At 60.2% G+C, this 14,318-nt stretch carries 19 protein-coding genes and 1 tRNA gene; 3 read left to right on the top strand and 17 right to left on the bottom strand.

Annotated elements, in window-relative coordinates; translation table 11 throughout:
• Positions 1–131 precede the first annotated feature (131 nt).
• The 3 genes from ACVC5H_RS09015 to ACVC5H_RS09025 all read right to left on the bottom strand — a co-directional run bounded on the left by ACVC5H_RS09015 (position 132) and on the right by ACVC5H_RS09025 (position 2,307).
• Positions 132–860 (bottom strand): arginyltransferase, encoded by a 729-nt coding sequence (locus ACVC5H_RS09015; RefSeq protein WP_489621998.1) that lies wholly within the window; start codon positions 858–860, stop codon positions 132–134.
• A 121-nt stretch (positions 861–981) separates the two neighbouring features.
• Positions 982–1,725 carry a leucyl/phenylalanyl-tRNA--protein transferase gene (gene aat / locus ACVC5H_RS09020; RefSeq protein ID WP_489621999.1) on the bottom strand — a complete coding sequence of 248 codons (744 nt, stop codon included), beginning with the start codon at positions 1,723–1,725 and terminating at the stop codon, positions 982–984.
• 15 nt (positions 1,726–1,740) lie between these two features.
• Positions 1,741–2,307: an NUDIX hydrolase gene (locus tag ACVC5H_RS09025; protein WP_489622000.1), complete on the bottom strand. Its 567-nt coding sequence runs from the start codon at positions 2,305–2,307 to the stop codon at positions 1,741–1,743.
• 200 nt (positions 2,308–2,507) lie between these two features.
• On the opposite strand from ACVC5H_RS09025, the gene ACVC5H_RS09030 reads away from it, so the two are divergent.
• Positions 2,508–2,584 (top strand) — tRNA-Met (locus tag ACVC5H_RS09030).
• Here ACVC5H_RS09030 and ACVC5H_RS09035 read toward each other — a convergent pair.
• The 10 genes from ACVC5H_RS09035 to ACVC5H_RS09080 form a co-directional block, all read right to left on the bottom strand.
• The gene (locus tag ACVC5H_RS09035; protein ID WP_489622672.1) at positions 2,541–4,157 is read right to left on the bottom strand and encodes a recombinase family protein; all 1,617 of its coding nucleotides are present in this window, start codon (positions 4,155–4,157) and stop codon (positions 2,541–2,543) included. The genes ACVC5H_RS09030 and ACVC5H_RS09035 overlap by 44 nt on opposite strands.
• Positions 4,093–4,260: a hypothetical protein gene (locus tag ACVC5H_RS09040; protein WP_171940828.1), complete on the bottom strand. Its 168-nt coding sequence runs from the start codon at positions 4,258–4,260 to the stop codon at positions 4,093–4,095. The genes ACVC5H_RS09035 and ACVC5H_RS09040 overlap by 65 nt, the downstream gene beginning before the upstream one ends.
• Positions 4,247–4,603, bottom strand: coding sequence for a hypothetical protein (locus tag ACVC5H_RS09045; protein WP_489622001.1), 357 nt, complete (start codon positions 4,601–4,603; stop codon positions 4,247–4,249). The genes ACVC5H_RS09040 and ACVC5H_RS09045 overlap by 14 nt, the downstream gene beginning before the upstream one ends.
• A complete protein-coding gene (locus tag ACVC5H_RS09050; RefSeq protein WP_008330650.1) occupies positions 4,600–4,746 on the bottom strand; it encodes a hypothetical protein in 147 nt (48 codons plus the stop codon). Before ACVC5H_RS09050 ends, ACVC5H_RS09045 begins: the two co-directional genes overlap by 4 nt.
• On the bottom strand, positions 4,743–6,794 hold the full coding sequence (locus ACVC5H_RS09055) for a replication endonuclease (protein WP_489622002.1): 2,052 nt from the start codon (positions 6,792–6,794) through the stop codon (positions 4,743–4,745). Before ACVC5H_RS09055 ends, ACVC5H_RS09050 begins: the two co-directional genes overlap by 4 nt.
• Positions 6,784–7,137 (bottom strand): hypothetical protein, encoded by a 354-nt coding sequence (locus tag ACVC5H_RS09060; RefSeq protein ID WP_489622003.1) that lies wholly within the window; start codon positions 7,135–7,137, stop codon positions 6,784–6,786. The genes ACVC5H_RS09055 and ACVC5H_RS09060 overlap by 11 nt, the downstream gene beginning before the upstream one ends.
• Before the next feature lie 88 nt (positions 7,138–7,225).
• Positions 7,226–7,453, bottom strand: a complete 228-nt coding sequence (locus tag ACVC5H_RS09065) for a hypothetical protein (RefSeq protein ID WP_489622004.1) — start codon at positions 7,451–7,453, stop codon at positions 7,226–7,228.
• A 79-nt stretch (positions 7,454–7,532) separates the two neighbouring features.
• The gene (locus tag ACVC5H_RS09070) at positions 7,533–7,715 is read right to left on the bottom strand and encodes an ogr/Delta-like zinc finger family protein (protein ID WP_433694802.1); all 183 of its coding nucleotides are present in this window, start codon (positions 7,713–7,715) and stop codon (positions 7,533–7,535) included.
• Positions 7,716–7,783: 68 nt separating this feature from the next.
• Positions 7,784–7,981: a hypothetical protein gene (locus ACVC5H_RS09075; protein ID WP_017452875.1), complete on the bottom strand. Its 198-nt coding sequence runs from the start codon at positions 7,979–7,981 to the stop codon at positions 7,784–7,786.
• On the bottom strand, positions 7,974–8,216 hold the full coding sequence (locus tag ACVC5H_RS09080) for a hypothetical protein (protein WP_204727040.1): 243 nt from the start codon (positions 8,214–8,216) through the stop codon (positions 7,974–7,976). The genes ACVC5H_RS09075 and ACVC5H_RS09080 overlap by 8 nt, the downstream gene beginning before the upstream one ends.
• Before the next feature lie 316 nt (positions 8,217–8,532).
• On the opposite strand from ACVC5H_RS09080, the gene ACVC5H_RS09085 reads away from it, so the two are divergent.
• Together ACVC5H_RS09085 and ACVC5H_RS09090 are read left to right on the top strand one after the other, a co-directional pair.
• On the top strand, positions 8,533–8,991 hold the full coding sequence (locus ACVC5H_RS09085; protein WP_259432903.1) for a helix-turn-helix domain-containing protein: 459 nt from the start codon (positions 8,533–8,535) through the stop codon (positions 8,989–8,991).
• Positions 8,992–9,084: 93 nt separating this feature from the next.
• Entirely contained in the window at positions 9,085–9,783 is a 699-nt protein-coding gene (locus ACVC5H_RS09090) for a hypothetical protein (RefSeq protein WP_489622005.1), read from the top strand.
• On the opposite strand, the gene ACVC5H_RS09095 is transcribed toward ACVC5H_RS09090, so the two are convergent.
• Genes ACVC5H_RS09095 through ACVC5H_RS09110 form a run of 4 tightly spaced genes read right to left on the bottom strand, consistent with a single transcriptional unit; the run spans position 9,784 to position 14,311 of the window.
• Positions 9,784–11,013, bottom strand: a complete 1,230-nt coding sequence (locus ACVC5H_RS09095; RefSeq protein ID WP_489622006.1) for a contractile injection system protein, VgrG/Pvc8 family — start codon at positions 11,011–11,013, stop codon at positions 9,784–9,786. It abuts the gene before it with no gap.
• Positions 11,010–11,561: a phage tail protein gene (locus tag ACVC5H_RS09100; RefSeq protein WP_489622007.1), complete on the bottom strand. Its 552-nt coding sequence runs from the start codon at positions 11,559–11,561 to the stop codon at positions 11,010–11,012. Before ACVC5H_RS09100 ends, ACVC5H_RS09095 begins: the two co-directional genes overlap by 4 nt.
• 11 nt (positions 11,562–11,572) lie before the next feature.
• The gene (locus ACVC5H_RS09105; RefSeq protein ID WP_489622008.1) at positions 11,573–14,197 is read right to left on the bottom strand and encodes a phage tail tape measure protein; all 2,625 of its coding nucleotides are present in this window, start codon (positions 14,195–14,197) and stop codon (positions 11,573–11,575) included.
• Complete coding sequence (locus tag ACVC5H_RS09110) at positions 14,198–14,311, bottom strand: GpE family phage tail protein (RefSeq protein ID WP_489622009.1); 114 nt, start codon at positions 14,309–14,311, stop codon at positions 14,198–14,200.
• Positions 14,312–14,318 lie beyond the last annotated feature (7 nt).

Raw genomic sequence — 14,318 nt, forward strand, 5'->3', positions numbered from 1 at the left:
GAGGGCAGAAAAAACTGCCGCTATTCTAACGCGAGCCGCCGCGCATTCCCCGCCTGATGCCGTGGCACAGGGCAATTTGATGCGATTGCGCGCGTTTTTGCAGACGCGGCGCCACAGAGGTGAACGCCGCTTCAACCCTCCAGCAGGTGCCATTCACCTTGATGCAAGGCTTCCAGCGGCTGGTAGTTGGTCTTGTAGGCCATCTTCTGGCTTTTCTTGATCCAGTAGCCGAGGTAGACGTAGGGCATCTCCAGCTGGCGTGCCTGCTCGATCTGCCAGAGGATGTTGTAGGTGCCGAAGGAGGCTGTCGGCAGGTCGGGATCGAAGAAGGTATAGACCGAGGAGAGCCCGTCATTGAGCACGTCGATGATGCTGACCATGCGCAGCGTGCCGTCGGCCTCGCGGAATTCCACCAGCCGGGTGTTGACCTTGCTCTGCAGCAGGAACTGCGCGTACTGGTCGCGGCTGTCCTGGTCCATGCCGCCGCCGGCATGGCGGGCGCACTGGTAGCGCAGGTAGAGCTCGTAGTGTTCGTGGGCGTAGGTCAGGTTGGTGACCAGGGTTTGCAGGCCGCGATTGCGTTCCCAGGCGCGGCGCTGGCTGCGGTTGCGCTCGAAGTCGGCCACGCGGATGCGTACCGGGGTGCAGGCATTGCAGCCGTCACAATAGGGGCGGTAAGTGAAGATGCCGCTGCGCCGGAAGCCGGTCTTGACCAGTTCCGAATACACATCCGCATTGATGAGGTGTGATGGCGTGGCCACTTGCGAGCGGGCCTGCTGGTCATCGAGATAGCTGCACGGGTAGGGCGCGGTTGCATAGAACTGCAACGTGGAGAACGGCAAGTCTTTGAGATGCGTCATGTGCGTCCTGTCCTGTCTTGCGGGAGGCCGGCGGCGAGAGGCTCGAGCGCGCCGGGCGGTCCGTGGAGTCAGGTTCCAATTTACACCATTTTGATGGCCGCAGTGAAGAACGGCGCCGCGCTCAGTCGCGCCGGCCCGACGGGATGCCGGTCTCCAGCAGGTTCAGCGGTGCCCAGCCACGGATCTGCGGCCACTGGATGGCCGCGCGCAGATGGCGCAGGAAGTCGCTGCGGGCAATCGGGCGCGCGCCCAGTGAGGCCAGGTGGGAGGTTTCCTGTTGGCAGTCGATCATCTCCACGCCGTGGCTGCGCAGGAAGAACACCAGATGCGCCAGGGCCACCTTGGAGGCATCGCTCACCCGTGCAAACATCGATTCGCCATAGAACATGCGCCCGATCGACACTCCATAGGCGCCGCCCACCAGTTCGCCGTTGAGCCAGACTTCCGAGGAATGCGCGAAACCGGCGTGATGCAGGCCGGTATAGCCTTCGATGATCTCGGGGGAAATCCAGGTGCCCTGTTCATGCCGGCGCGGCCCGGCGCAGCCCTGCATGACTTGTTCGAAGGCGGTGTCGAAGCTGACCTGCCACAGGCCGTCGCCGTGGCGGCTGCGTTCGACGCGGCGCAGGGTTTTCTTGAGGCTGTCGGAGACGACGAATTGATCGGTGCGCAGCACCATGCGCGGATCGGTACTCCACCAGAGGATGGGCTGGCCCTCGGAGAACCAGGGGAAGATACCGTGGCGATAGGCTTCCAGCAGCCGCTGCGGTGACAGGTCCGCTCCTGCCGCCAGCAGTCCGGCCGGATCGGCCAGGGCGCGGGAGACATCGGGGAAGGGCGTGTCCAGATCCAGCCAGGCGATCATGCGTGTTCCTGCGGATCAGATCATGCGGCGGCGGATGTCTTCGGTGTGCAGCGTGAAGCTGCCTTCACCGCTGCGCACTTTCTTCATATCGGCAAAGAAGGCACGCAGGGTGAATTCCACCGTGGGGAAGGCGATGTCCTGCCAGGGGATCTGGTCTTCTGTATAGAGATCGACTTCGAGGCTTTCGATGCCGGCCTGGTAATCGAGGTCGAGCAGGGTGGCGCGGTAGAACAGGTGGACCTGATGCACGTGGGGCACGTTGACCAGCGAGAACAGTTCGTGCAACTGGATGCGGGCACCGGCTTCCTCTTCGGTTTCGCGGCGGGCGGCGTCTTCTGTGGTTTCATCGTTTTCCATGAAACCGGCCGGCAGGGTCCAGTAACCCAGGCGCGGCTCGATGGCGCGCTTGCACAGCAGCACCTTGACCTGGCCATCCTGTTCCCATACCGGGACCGAGCCGACCACCATCTTGGGATTCTGATAATGGATCGCTCCGCAATTGCTGCAGACATAGCGCAGCCGCGTGTCATCGGGAGGAATCTGCTGGGATACTGTCTGACCGCACTCGGAACAGAATTTCATAGAGGCTCGGAAGGTGTCTGTCTATTTATATAGTAGGGAAGGGCCCGTTGTGCATTTTCCTGCGGTAGCAACCGGGTGTCTGAGACGTCGGCCGGGTGGTGGCGGGAAGCTGCAATGCGGTTAGGAGTGTATCACTGTAAAAAGATTGCAGAAAATGTTTGCATTCCTATTTCACCTGCCCTATAATTGTTTTCTTCAGACGCGGGGTGGAGCAGTCTGGCAGCTCGTCGGGCTCATAACCCGAAGGTCGTAGGTTCAAATCCTGCCCCCGCAACCAGTTTTAGAGACATGCCGCTAGAAGCTAACAATAGTTTCTCAGCGGCATTGTTGTATTCAGCGTAGATATTCTCGCCCTCGGCGATTACATTGATCCTCCCATACAGCTCGGCCACCAGTATGCGCGCCTGCTGTACGTCAGCGGCCAGGGCGTTTTCCAGACTGGCTAGCGTCTTCCCGATCCTTTCCTCGATTTCTCCAGCAGATGGGCCGTCACTACTGGCCCGCTGCTTACTGACGGTCAGTTGGCCCCGTTCGGCCTCGGCCGCTCGCAGGCGATCCGCCAGAGCCTGAGAGGTGCCAATGCTGGCAATGGCATCCACCAGGCGCTGAATTTCCCCATCAAGTTCCTTGCGCCGTCCGGCTGCTGCGGCACCTTCGGCCACGCTGCTGCGCTGACGCTCTGCCAGGATGGCCTGCACCTGCCGTCGCAACTGTTCCTGTGCGGCAGGGGAGAGCAGCTCACCGCGCAAGGTCTCCAGCAGGTTTTTGTCCGCAGTTTCGCGTTTAAAATGAATGCCCTTGCAGACCGTTGGCCCACGATCCTTTCTGTTGGCGCAGCCATACAGCCGGGAATTGATGGCTATGATGGCACCGTTGCAATACGGACAGGTCATCAGGCCACCAAACAAGGTCCGTACCGGTGCGCCCTGTTTGCGGCCCGGCAGCCGGCCATCGATCCGCTTACGCACGGTCTGCCAAAGATCTTCATCGACGATGCGCAGCTCAGGCACCTGAATTTCTCGCCAATCCTCGCGCGGTCTGTCCACGCGTTGCCGCTTACCGGTGTCCGGATCTTTCACCCACTGCGAACGGTTCCAGATATGCAGTCCTTGATATAGGCAGTTGTTCAGGATGCCGCTGCCCTTATTGGGCGAACCATAGATGGCCGATACAACCCAGGTACTGGCACGCGGGGAGGGGACTTTGCGGGCGTTGAGTTCATGGGCGATGCGCTGCACGCTCCAGCCTTCCGCATAGCGCGCGAAGATCCAGCGTACCCAACCGGCCTGCGCATCGTTGATCTGATACTTGCTGCCCAGGTGATCGCGCACGATGTCATAGCCATATGACTTGCCGCCGGCGGCGTAGCCGCGTTCGACCTGGCCGGCTTGGCCACGGTGCGTCTTGTGGCGCAGGTCATCAAGGAACATCTCGTTGATGAGCCCGCGCACGCCGCGCATGATCTTGCGGCCGCCCATGCGGCTATCGTAGCTGTCGGCCACGCCGACGATGACGATGCCTCGATGTTCCAGGCGGCGCACCAACTGCTCCTGCTCCACTTGGTCACGGGAGAGGCGGTCCAGGCCTTCGACGATCAAGACATCGAATCGGCCATTGAACGCATCCATGAGCAGTCGCGCGCCACCAGCTCGGCGCGCTACTGGCGTGGAGCCTGATACTCCGTCGTCACTGTAGCGCTGGACCACTTCTAGCTCTTCACGCTCGGCCCGGCGTGCGCAGACTGTGAACTGGTCCTCGATAGAGGCCTCGCGCTGCTTGTCGGTGCTATAACGTGCGTAAATCGCTGCTTTCATGGTGCTGAATATAGAGTGCTTTTTCGGTTTCATCATCGCCGGATATTTCCGGCGTCTGCTGCAGAACGTCGTTTGCCACCTGCTCGGCCAGCATTCTGAGAAGCTGGCCCCAGGCGGTTGGATTTTTAATTGCTAGCATCCATTCTCCCCCTGTCGATAATGTTCGCACTGTAGTCGCTCAGGCAAAGACGTCTTGCTTCACGGTTCGAGGTATTGCGGCGCAGGTCTCCGGCATCATCGCAAGTGAGGATGTCTGCCAAGGGCACGCCGCGGAACAGCCCGGCCGGCTCGTTATCCAGCTCCACCCAGGCGAATCGCTCGCCATTGCCCAGGTGCTGACGAATGACCGACACATAGCCTGCCAGCACCCCATCGTCGGGCGTGTTAAACGTAATGCGGTCCAGGGTCTGCGGAGGCTGCATCACAAAGTCACGCGGCTGGTTGGCGGTGGCGATCACATCGAATTTCACGGGTGCATTCATTGCTTCTTCTCCTTGGTGGCCGTTACAGAGCACACGCCAAAGCGATCGACGGCGGCGGCGATCACGTCGCAGCTATGGGCTGCGATGGCGGTGTATGAATGGCGTGCACTGGCGGTGCGCACGACGACACGAAACGCGGTCATGGGGCGTTCCCTTTCGTTGGGTTGGGATCAATCGGAAGTTCAGTCACATCAAGCCGGCCAGCACGCCAGTCGGCCACCTGGCGCGGCGTGCCGTGACGTGGCGACTTGTCCGGCAGCGGCACCATGCGCGGCCAGGGGCATGCCTTGATGGCATCCCAGGCGGCCAGGGCCCGGCTCTGTTCGTCCGCCGTCATGGCCAGCGCTGGCCACGCTGGCGTGTCATCGACCACCGGCCGAGGCCAGGGGCATGCGCCCAGGGCAAGCCAGGCATGTTCGATCTGCGCGGCCTGGTCCGGCTGGAACGTGACCGGCGCCGGTGCGCTCTTCGGCTCAAAGGAAACATCGGCCGCAAAGGCAGGCGCGGCGGGCTGCGTACAGTTATTTACACGAGTCCAAGGGAACCCCGAACCCGCCGAAGCGCGGGCGTCGTGCCCTTGAACTGGCGTCCATGTGTGACGAACGGATTTAAAGACCACCCCGACCATCTGGCGGCACTGGACGCCGTAGGGCATCACGCGTTCACACTCTTCATAGCGGCCGGTGACAGTCTTGGTTTCTTTGGCCAAGGTAACCATCAGATCGTCGCGCTTCACCAGCGCGCCACCCTGCGCACGCAGGTAACTGGCCCAGCATGCACGCTTCTCGCCCTCGACCTTTTGTACGGCCTCCCAGGCGGCGGCCATCGCCGGCGGCGCCTCTTGCACCATGTCCGCCGGAACGCGGCGCAGCTCGCGCCAGACGCTCACAGGTGCGCCGCCCCACTGCTGGAACTGCCGAATGCCCCAGCGGGCGGCCCAGGCTTCGACGCGCGCCGAGGGCGTCAGCTCATAATCGCCGGCCGTGTCGGTGGTCACCACGTAGCCTTCTTTGGTCTTGTGATCGGCCACGCCGTCAATGTTCTTGGCCACATACTTGGCGATGTAGCCGGCGGCGCTACCCTTCGACCAGTCAATGCGCTTCACGTCAAGCCGGCGCTTGAATGCACCCGGCTCGCCACGGTCCGCGCGCCAGGCATAGCGCTTCATCACGCGGATAGCGCGACCGGCCACGTCCTTGACGTGCGGAGTGGTGTAGCCCGGCAAAGCGCGCACAAACACCAGCATGTGCCAGTGCGGGCATCCATCGTGATGCGGTTCAGCAATGCGGAAGCCGTAGAGACCGATGCCGCGCCGTGCCAGCGCCGAGCGCGCCAGGGCTGTCATCTTGCCCAGGTACTTGTTAGCTGTGCGCGGATCGGAACCGTCATATTTCGGATTGGGCTTCCCGCTGTGTAGCGTCGCGTGAAAGCGGGACGGGCAAGACCATGTGAGGAACAAGCCCTCGTCCTTGCACTCTCGCGCAATGGTTTCAAAGCCATTGATGCGCAGCATAAGCTCACCGCGCCGAATGGTTTTATTGGCGGTGGTCTTCTCGGCCAGCTCTGCAATGCTGAATTCCTGGCCCGCCTCGTTGCGCACCATGGTCGCTTCTAGGGCCGCTGCATTGCGCTTGTTCTGCGCCAGGCGCGACAGCACCGCATCATTGCTGGCATAGGGCTCGCCGTGATAGTGGACGTAGCCCAAGCGGATATTGCCGCCTTCGAAGGCACGGCCGACCACCTTGCGCAGTTGACGACGCCACCAGCGTGGGTCCACTACCCGCGCGATGATGGCGCGCAGGTCATCGTCGTCCACCTCCGGCACGTCAATACCGTAATCGCAGCATTCCTGCTCGATGATGTCGCGGGCGTGCGTGTCGGAAATCGCCTTCCAAAGCATATTCTTGACGTTCTCGGCGGCCTTCTCAGCAGTGGCGCAGATTTCAGCATCATCCTGCGAAAGATCAATTCCGGCGGGCACGTAGTGCGCGGCGAAGTCACGCACGAAATCGAGGGCGACCGGCTCGAAGATCCGGCGCCAGTGCCATACCGACATGAGCTCAAGCGCCTGACTCACAACACGGCCGCGCCACTTCAGTGGAATGCGTTCTAGTTCGCTGGCAAACTGAGGCGAATCGAGAAAGGCCTTGTGCTGGCGTCGCGTCTTCGCATCGACTTTTCTATACTGCATTGAGGGCTCTTTCATAAGTCGTAATCGCACGCAGCACGGCATGGCGCATGGCCAGGCGTTCGGCTTCGGTAAAGGAGTGAATAGGGGATTCCCAGCGGTCCGGCGAGAGGCCCGCCAGGGCCAGGATGTGCCGACGCACCGGCTTGGCAGTGGCCGCCCAGGAATAGGCTACGCCGATCTGATGGTTAGGCTGCTTGCGCGTGCGCAGCAGCATCATGGCCTTTTCCAGCTCGGCTTTTGCTGCCTCATCACCCGGTGGCGTTGGCACCTGTGCCGCACGCTCGCGCAGCAGATCTGTGGCAGGGCGGAATGACGCATGATCCTTGATACGGGCGCAGCGCATGTTCAGCCTTTCACCCAGCCAAGCGCCGACAGCATGGCCGGCGCCAATAGCAGCAAGCCGGCAACGAAGTAACTCAGCACGCTACGCATCACCATTCCCCGAGCAGGCCGTCAATGCGCTGCAGGCGCGCAGCGAGCCGGTTCGAAATGACATTCTTGCCTTCCCAGATGACGTTCCAGCGTACGTCGTCGATGAGTGCGGCCTTGTGCATCAGCATGCGCTGCGCGCAGCGGAATTCCTTCAGATCCTCATCCATTCGAAGCCTGCTCAAGGCGAGCGCGTTGATGGCTTTTTGCTGATCGGTAATCGTGGCCATGTTTTTTCAGGGTGAGCGAATCCCGCGTGCGCCATAGGGCGCACGGCAGGTATTGATTTATCGGGAGTGGGGCGGCCGTTTAGACGGTCGCGAGGTCTAGCGTCATCTGGTTCTTGGCAGCCAGAAAGGCGCGCGAGGAAATCGGAATGCGCACTTCAGGATTTGGCATGGCCGACATCGACACCGTGCGCGAGACCTCAAGCGTGGCCACGAAGGTATGGCCGCACTCGACGTTCTGGCACTGGTACGTGATTTCTTTCATCATCGACGACATGGTGCGGCTTTTGGCTGCTCTCACACGATTTTGGCAGTGTGGGCATGGAATGCTGATTACGCGCATGGCTTCTTCCCCTCGACGGCATAGAGCACTCTTGCCTTGCCGGTAACACGCTTTGCGCCTTCACGAACCGCTGCGGAAAAAACGAACTCGGCGGCGTCTTCGATTGTCTCGAATCCCTCGCACGCCATCAGTATTTCCAATGCCTCAACGAGTGCAGGGCTTATCAGCGTCAGTTCGATATCAGGCATTTTGAGGCACTGAAAAGTGGCTCTTGAGCGCCTTGGTTTGCATGTTTTGATTGATTACTATGGGCACATCACGAGCAACAACGAACTCAACGGCCATATGCAGCATCATGTCGTGGGCCAAGGTCGCCAAGTTTTCACCCTGCAGTTGGGCGAGCGACTTCATGAAAGCGTAGTTGTCGGCGTTGCAGCGGATCACGATTCGGTGATCGCGGATGTGGCGCGGATCGTCGTACATAAATTCCCCCTGGTCAGGCGGTTGCGGATTGGTGTTCTTTTTCGTAGGCCTGAATACCTTTCAGGACCATGAGGCGGAGAAAGGACGAGCGAGTTCGATGGTCTTGAACCGCATAGACCGAGACTTTTTCCGCCTCGCGAGAATCCAAACGGGTGGTCATAACCACCGATGTGACATCCCTGGCAGCTGGAATGTCAGTTTCATTTCTTAATGGCAACGAAATGGCGGATGTAGACATAGAGTAAAATTTGTATACGTCACTTAGCAATGACGGAAATATAGTATTTAAAAACATACCCGTCAAGAGTTTTATAATATGGAATTAAATACATTTGGCGAGCGATTGAAGAGCGAACGCAATAGGCTTGGCCTTTCGCAAGAAGCATTCGCTGCAGTCGGGGGCGTCAAAAAATTGGCCCAAATTTCTTACGAACAAGGGAAAACACTTCCTGACATCGGTTTTATGGTGGCGGTGTCAAAGATCGGTGTTGATGTGACTTACGTCATGTTTGGAGTGCCTACTCCTGGTGCTTTGTCGGCTGAGGAGGATCAGTTATTGAGCGGTTTTCGAAAACTTGATCTTATGGGGAAGGTACGAGTGCTAGGTGTCATCGAAGGCGCAGTTCCTCATGAAAAACCTAAGTCCCGACATACGGTTTCAATCGGCGGCAGTGTTGGCCATCAGGTCAACGGTGATGTCTACGGCACAGTCAACAATGGGGATATTCCCAGCAAGGTGAAAGCCCCTCGCGAGAAGACCGAAAAGAAAAAATAGAAGGTGCGCAGTTCGGCATCGGTCGGGTTGCGCTCTTACTTGGTTTTTTGCGTAACAAGTAGTCGATGTTTAAGGGTTATTGGTAGGGAAGTAATGGAGCACAAATTACATATTGCAGGGGATGTCACCCATCTGGTTAATGGTAACGTTCATGAGGCGCCGCAACTGAGTAGCGTGGTCACTCTTAATGTGTTGGGTGATAACAAGAAGGTAGAAACTCTTACGCAACTTCAGCGCCGCACCATCGCCGATTTAATCGATCAACTTTGCGCGAAGACAGGCGAGGAACGTTTAGCGTTGTACCGCATTATTCTGACGGATTTCGGTGCGACCAAAATGAAGTTCATGCCGCGCGAAAAGTATCCCCAGGTGAAAGCTCAAATCAATCAGTGGCTCGCCGAGGCTAAACAAGGTAATGACGCCTTGGAAAAGGACCCAACGCCAATCCCCGAAAAACAGTCTAATAGCTCGCCACCAGAAGCGCCCGCACCTGTCGCGGTATCACCAACCATCTGTTATACCTGTGTCGAGAAAGACATTGGGTATATGCGCTTACAGAGAAACAATCGCGGCCTGTGGGTCTTGATCATCCTCCTCGCTACGATATGTGGATGGTCACTCTACAAAATGCCCGCGCCGGCAGCACCAGAACAGGTTGCAGACAACACCACGTGTTTTTCTGAAGGCAAGGCATACTCGACCGGCGCCACCATCAGAGTGGACGGCGATCTGATCAAGGAATGCATCTACGATGCGACGGCCGGTAAAGCATTTTGGTCGAAGCCACGATAGTCAATCGGCGTTGTTTTCCGCGATGATCTCGCGGACCTCTTTGATCTTGGCCCACTCCAGGGCTGCAGCACGGTTGGCACTTTGCTTGGTGGAATAGGTCCGTTTCAGCGTCTTGGCATTGTCGGCCTTACCTGCCAGCTCGGTGCCCTTGTTGTTTTTCTTCTTTGCCTTGTCGTGCCAATCCGCCTTCACGCCGGTGATGCCTTCCTCCGGATCGTGATCAAGCTCGCGCTCTGTATCAGCTTCCTCGGATTTGGTCTCGAACTCAATGCGCGTAGTAAAACCGCTGCCGGTGATGGAATGCGTGACGGTCTTCGATAGCCATTCCGTGGCGTCGATATCTGCCTTGAATCCCGAAACCACTACAGGCGATTGCGGCATGATGCTGGCATTGCCGAGCGCAAGCTGCATCTCGAAGGTGGCCAGGCCACGTTCAATGCGCTGCCACTCGGCCGCCGCCGCCGTACGCGCATCGGCCTCATTCGCAAAGGTGGTGCGCAAGCGCTTGCTGTTGCCAGCCTGGCCCGCGACGACACTGCGACGTCGCCCGTATTTCTCATCCATCCAAAACGCGCGCACGCCGCTATACGCGTCCGATTCCGAGCTGTGATATCGGTGCTGGTCACCCAGCGCACGCACCACCTTCACCACCGGTAAGGGCTTGCCGCTGGCGGTGCGACTCTCGTTGATCGGCATGAACAGGAGGGTGTCATTTTTCACCGTGGCCACCGCATCATATTTCTTGCCCAGGCGGCGTAGCAGTGCGGAATCGCTTTCATGCGTCTGATCCAGGTGCTTGATGGCAATGCCGCGCAAGCCGGTCGAGATACCGGACGCCAGGCCATTGCCGGCGGCGATCGCATCCACCACCCCGCCGAGCGTGGTCTCATGGAAACTGCGGTCTCGCTGCTGCCGAAACGCATCGATCATGCTGGCCGACCGGGCGCGGATGGTGAGCCGATCCGGGGCGCCGCTGTGCTCCACCTCAGAGACCACGAACGCGCCCTTGTCGACTAGCGGCGACCCCAGCCAGCCGAGCGCGAAATTCAGCTTGGCGCCCTTGGGCGGAATCTTCAGCTTGCCATCCGAATCGTCCAGCTCGATGTCCAGTTGATCGGCCTCATCACCCCGGCATTCGCGCAAGGTGATGCTCATGAGCCTGTCCGAAACGGGGCGGCTGATATCCTTGTCCTCGATGACGATGCGGAAGGCTGGCGCGGTGGTGGTCATTGGCCAGCCCCACCGAACGTACCGACGATGCCGCCGACCGTGGACTTGACGCCGCCGATGGCACTGCCGACGACATCGCGCGCCTTGTCGGCGATGCTGTTGGTGATGCCGTCGATGTCGACCATGTTGCGCAGATCCGAGATATCGCCCAGGCCCAGCGATGACAGCACGCTATCGTCAGTGCGTTTCAACTTGATGGTGAATTCGATGCGCTTGGCATCGCCGTCGCCATCCAGCACGGTGCGCCCCTCGTCCATGCTCTCGATGACATAGGAACCATAGATGCGCCCGGTTCCCTGGATCAGGAACCAGCTCTTGCCGGTATCGGCCATCAGGCGCAGGGCATCCAGCGAGAAGGCGCTACCGGTCAGCTCCGGTGCGATCCAGCCCGACAAGGTAATAGTGTCATCCCCTTTACCGGTGAACTGCACTGCGTCGCGCCGGCCCACGCGCGCATTGCTGGCAAACTTCCATTGCGTCTGCCGCTGCAGCTCTTGATAGGCCAGCGTGGGCAGGCTGAAGACGAACATTCCCAAGACCATCATCATGATTTTTTTCCTTAATCCCAATCTGCAAGGTTCGAGCGCTGGCGCGACGCCTTCATGCGGTCGCGACGGTCCAGCTCGGCGGCCACCGCGCGGGCGATGGCTTGCTCATCCATGCCGGGCGTCGGCTGGATGATGATTTGCACGGTATCGCCCTGGTAGACGACGGGCTGCGCAGCGCCACCGCTGATCGGTGGCCGGCTATCGAAGGCCATTGTCGGCACGCTGCTCGCGCCAATGGCCACGGCTGCGCCCGCGCTGGCCAGCTTGCCCGCCAGGCTGCTGACGGTAGACAGCGGCCCGTCCTGGCCACGATTCAAGCCCACGGCCAGGCCTTGCATGGTGTAGTCGCCCAGCTCGGCAAAGACCCGGCTCGGACTATGGATGTCGAGCTTTTCCTTGAACCAGCCAATGACGCTGGCCCCGGCGCCTAGCACCGCATCCTTGACGGCGCCGATGCCGCTGGTAATGCCATTGACCAGGCCGCGCAGGATCATGGCCCCGAACTCGGTAAATTTGGCCGGCAGCTCGATGCCGAACCAGCTCAGCACGCCCGCAAACGCCTGGTAGAACAGCCCCACCGGCGACCAATTCAAGATTAGCGCGCCCACCCCGGCCAGGCCTCCCGCGAAGGCGCCGCGTACCTGCTGCCACAGGTTGCCGAAGAAGCCGGCAATGGGTTCCCAATTCCGGTACAGCAGATAGGCAGCGGCGGCGATGGCGGTCACCGCCAGGCCAATGGGGTTCATCAGGAACACTCGCCCGAGCCACATGAAGACAGTTCCAATACCCCGCAAGACGGGCATCAGCAAATTGCCCTGCAGCCCGATCTTGGCGAACAGAACGTGCAACATGGCATAGGGACCGATGATCGAGGCCAGGGCGAGCATCAGCGGCCCTATCACCACCATGATGGCGGCGATGGCACTGAAGGCCACAATCATGGCCTTGGCGGTAGTCGGATTGCGCTCCATGAAGCCGGTCAGCGCCTGGACGGCATTGGCGGCCATCTGCAGGCCAGAGGCGTAGAGCGGCAGAATCTTGGTGCCCAGCTCCAGTTTCAAGTCTGCCACCTTGGACAGGGTTTCCAGTTCCTTGCCGCTGGCCGTGTCCCGCCCGAGCTTGTCGAGCTCGTCGATATTGGCGGCACCCCGGTTCAGTTTCTCGTTCTTGTGGATCTGCGCGCGCTGCTGGTACATGGTTGAAAAGAGCTGTGCCGCCGTGCGGTTCGAGAAGATCCCGCCGATGGCGTCGAGAATCCCCTTTTCGTCGGTGATGCCCTTGCTGGCTAACTGCGGCAAGAGCACTTTCTCCATCCATTCGAACTGGTTCTCTCGGAACAGGTCCGCGCCCTTGATGGCGCCAGGATTCAGGAACGAAACCTGGCCGGCCTTGTCGTGCTTGACCTTGGATTGGTCACCGATCAGGCCCAGGTCCGCCAGCATGCCAATGGAACGCTTGGTGGTGCGGCCCTGGTACAGGTTCTGGTAAGCGCTCATCATCGAGGTGCCTACCCGGTTACCACCCATTTCCTGCACCAGGGATTCCATCTGGTAATAGAACGCCTCATCCTTGATGCCCTTGGCCGCAATGCCGCCCGTCTTGATCAGGTTCAGCCACTCACCTGGGCCGACCCGGCCACCGGTGGCGGTCAGTACCTGCTGCACCATGTTGGCCTGCTTGGAGAAGGTGCCAATGTCCTTGGTGCCGTTGCGCATTTCGATGACCTTCAGCATGTCCATGAACTTGCGCTCGTTCTCCGCACCCTCGGCTTCCCCGTAAAAGGCGTGATTACCGAATTTCATCTTGGCCATCATGGGTGCGACCATTTCGGCGTGGTGCGTATCACCAAAGGCAGTGATGCCGTCGCGCAGCAACTGCAGGTTGTCCAGCTGGCTGGTGCCGTAGGTCTTCATGTCGCGCGCGAACTTGATCGCCTCGGCGGTCGCCGCCGGTCCCAGGCCGAGCGCACGCACGCGGCCGTTCTCGGTCTCGTAGTGCTTGGCCTCCTTCAGGCCGGCCAGCACAGGGGCACCCATGGCGGCCCCGCTGGCGGTGGCCCCCACGCCGGCGGCCGCCAGCCCGCCTGCCGTACTGCGCAGCTTGTCGGCTCGCTGGCGCGCATTGGCCATGACCTGCTGCTGACGATGGCTGGCGGCCAGCTTCTTTTGCTGGTCGGCCAATTCGGCATTGGTGGCGGCGATACTGTTCTTGAGCCAGGTCTGCGCATTGGCGAGCTGGCGCGCGCCAATGCCGGCGTCGGCCAGGCGTTCGCGCAAGGTACGATACTGCGTACCTTGCCGCTCGCTGGCCTCCTGCAGCGACTTGACGCTGCGCACCGCCGCATTGAATTCGCGCGTCATGGCGCGAGTCGGGGTCTCGGTGGCCTTCATCCTGGCCGCCAGCTCGGCGACACGCTGCTGTGCGGTGGCCAACTCGGCATTTGTCTTGCGCATGCCCTGGTGCAGGTCGCGCAGGCCGTTGAGGTCGCTCTGCTGCTTGTTCAGCTCGCGCAGGCGGTCGCTGGTGTCCTTCAGTGCACGACCGGTGTCCTTGGCGCCGCCGGCAATCTTCTTTAGCGGGGCGGTGATTTTCTCCATCATGGAGAAGACCACCTGCATTTTCAGTTCATTTGCCATTTACTCCGCCCCGCTTCTTACTCGGGCGCGCTCGCGCCACTTCATGAGCTCTGCCAGTTCCAAGTCCTCCATCGCGGCCGGTGGCCAGTGGAACACCGTCGCGATGTCGGCCATGGCATCT

Source organism: Herbaspirillum sp. Her3 (genome assembly GCF_057961275.1).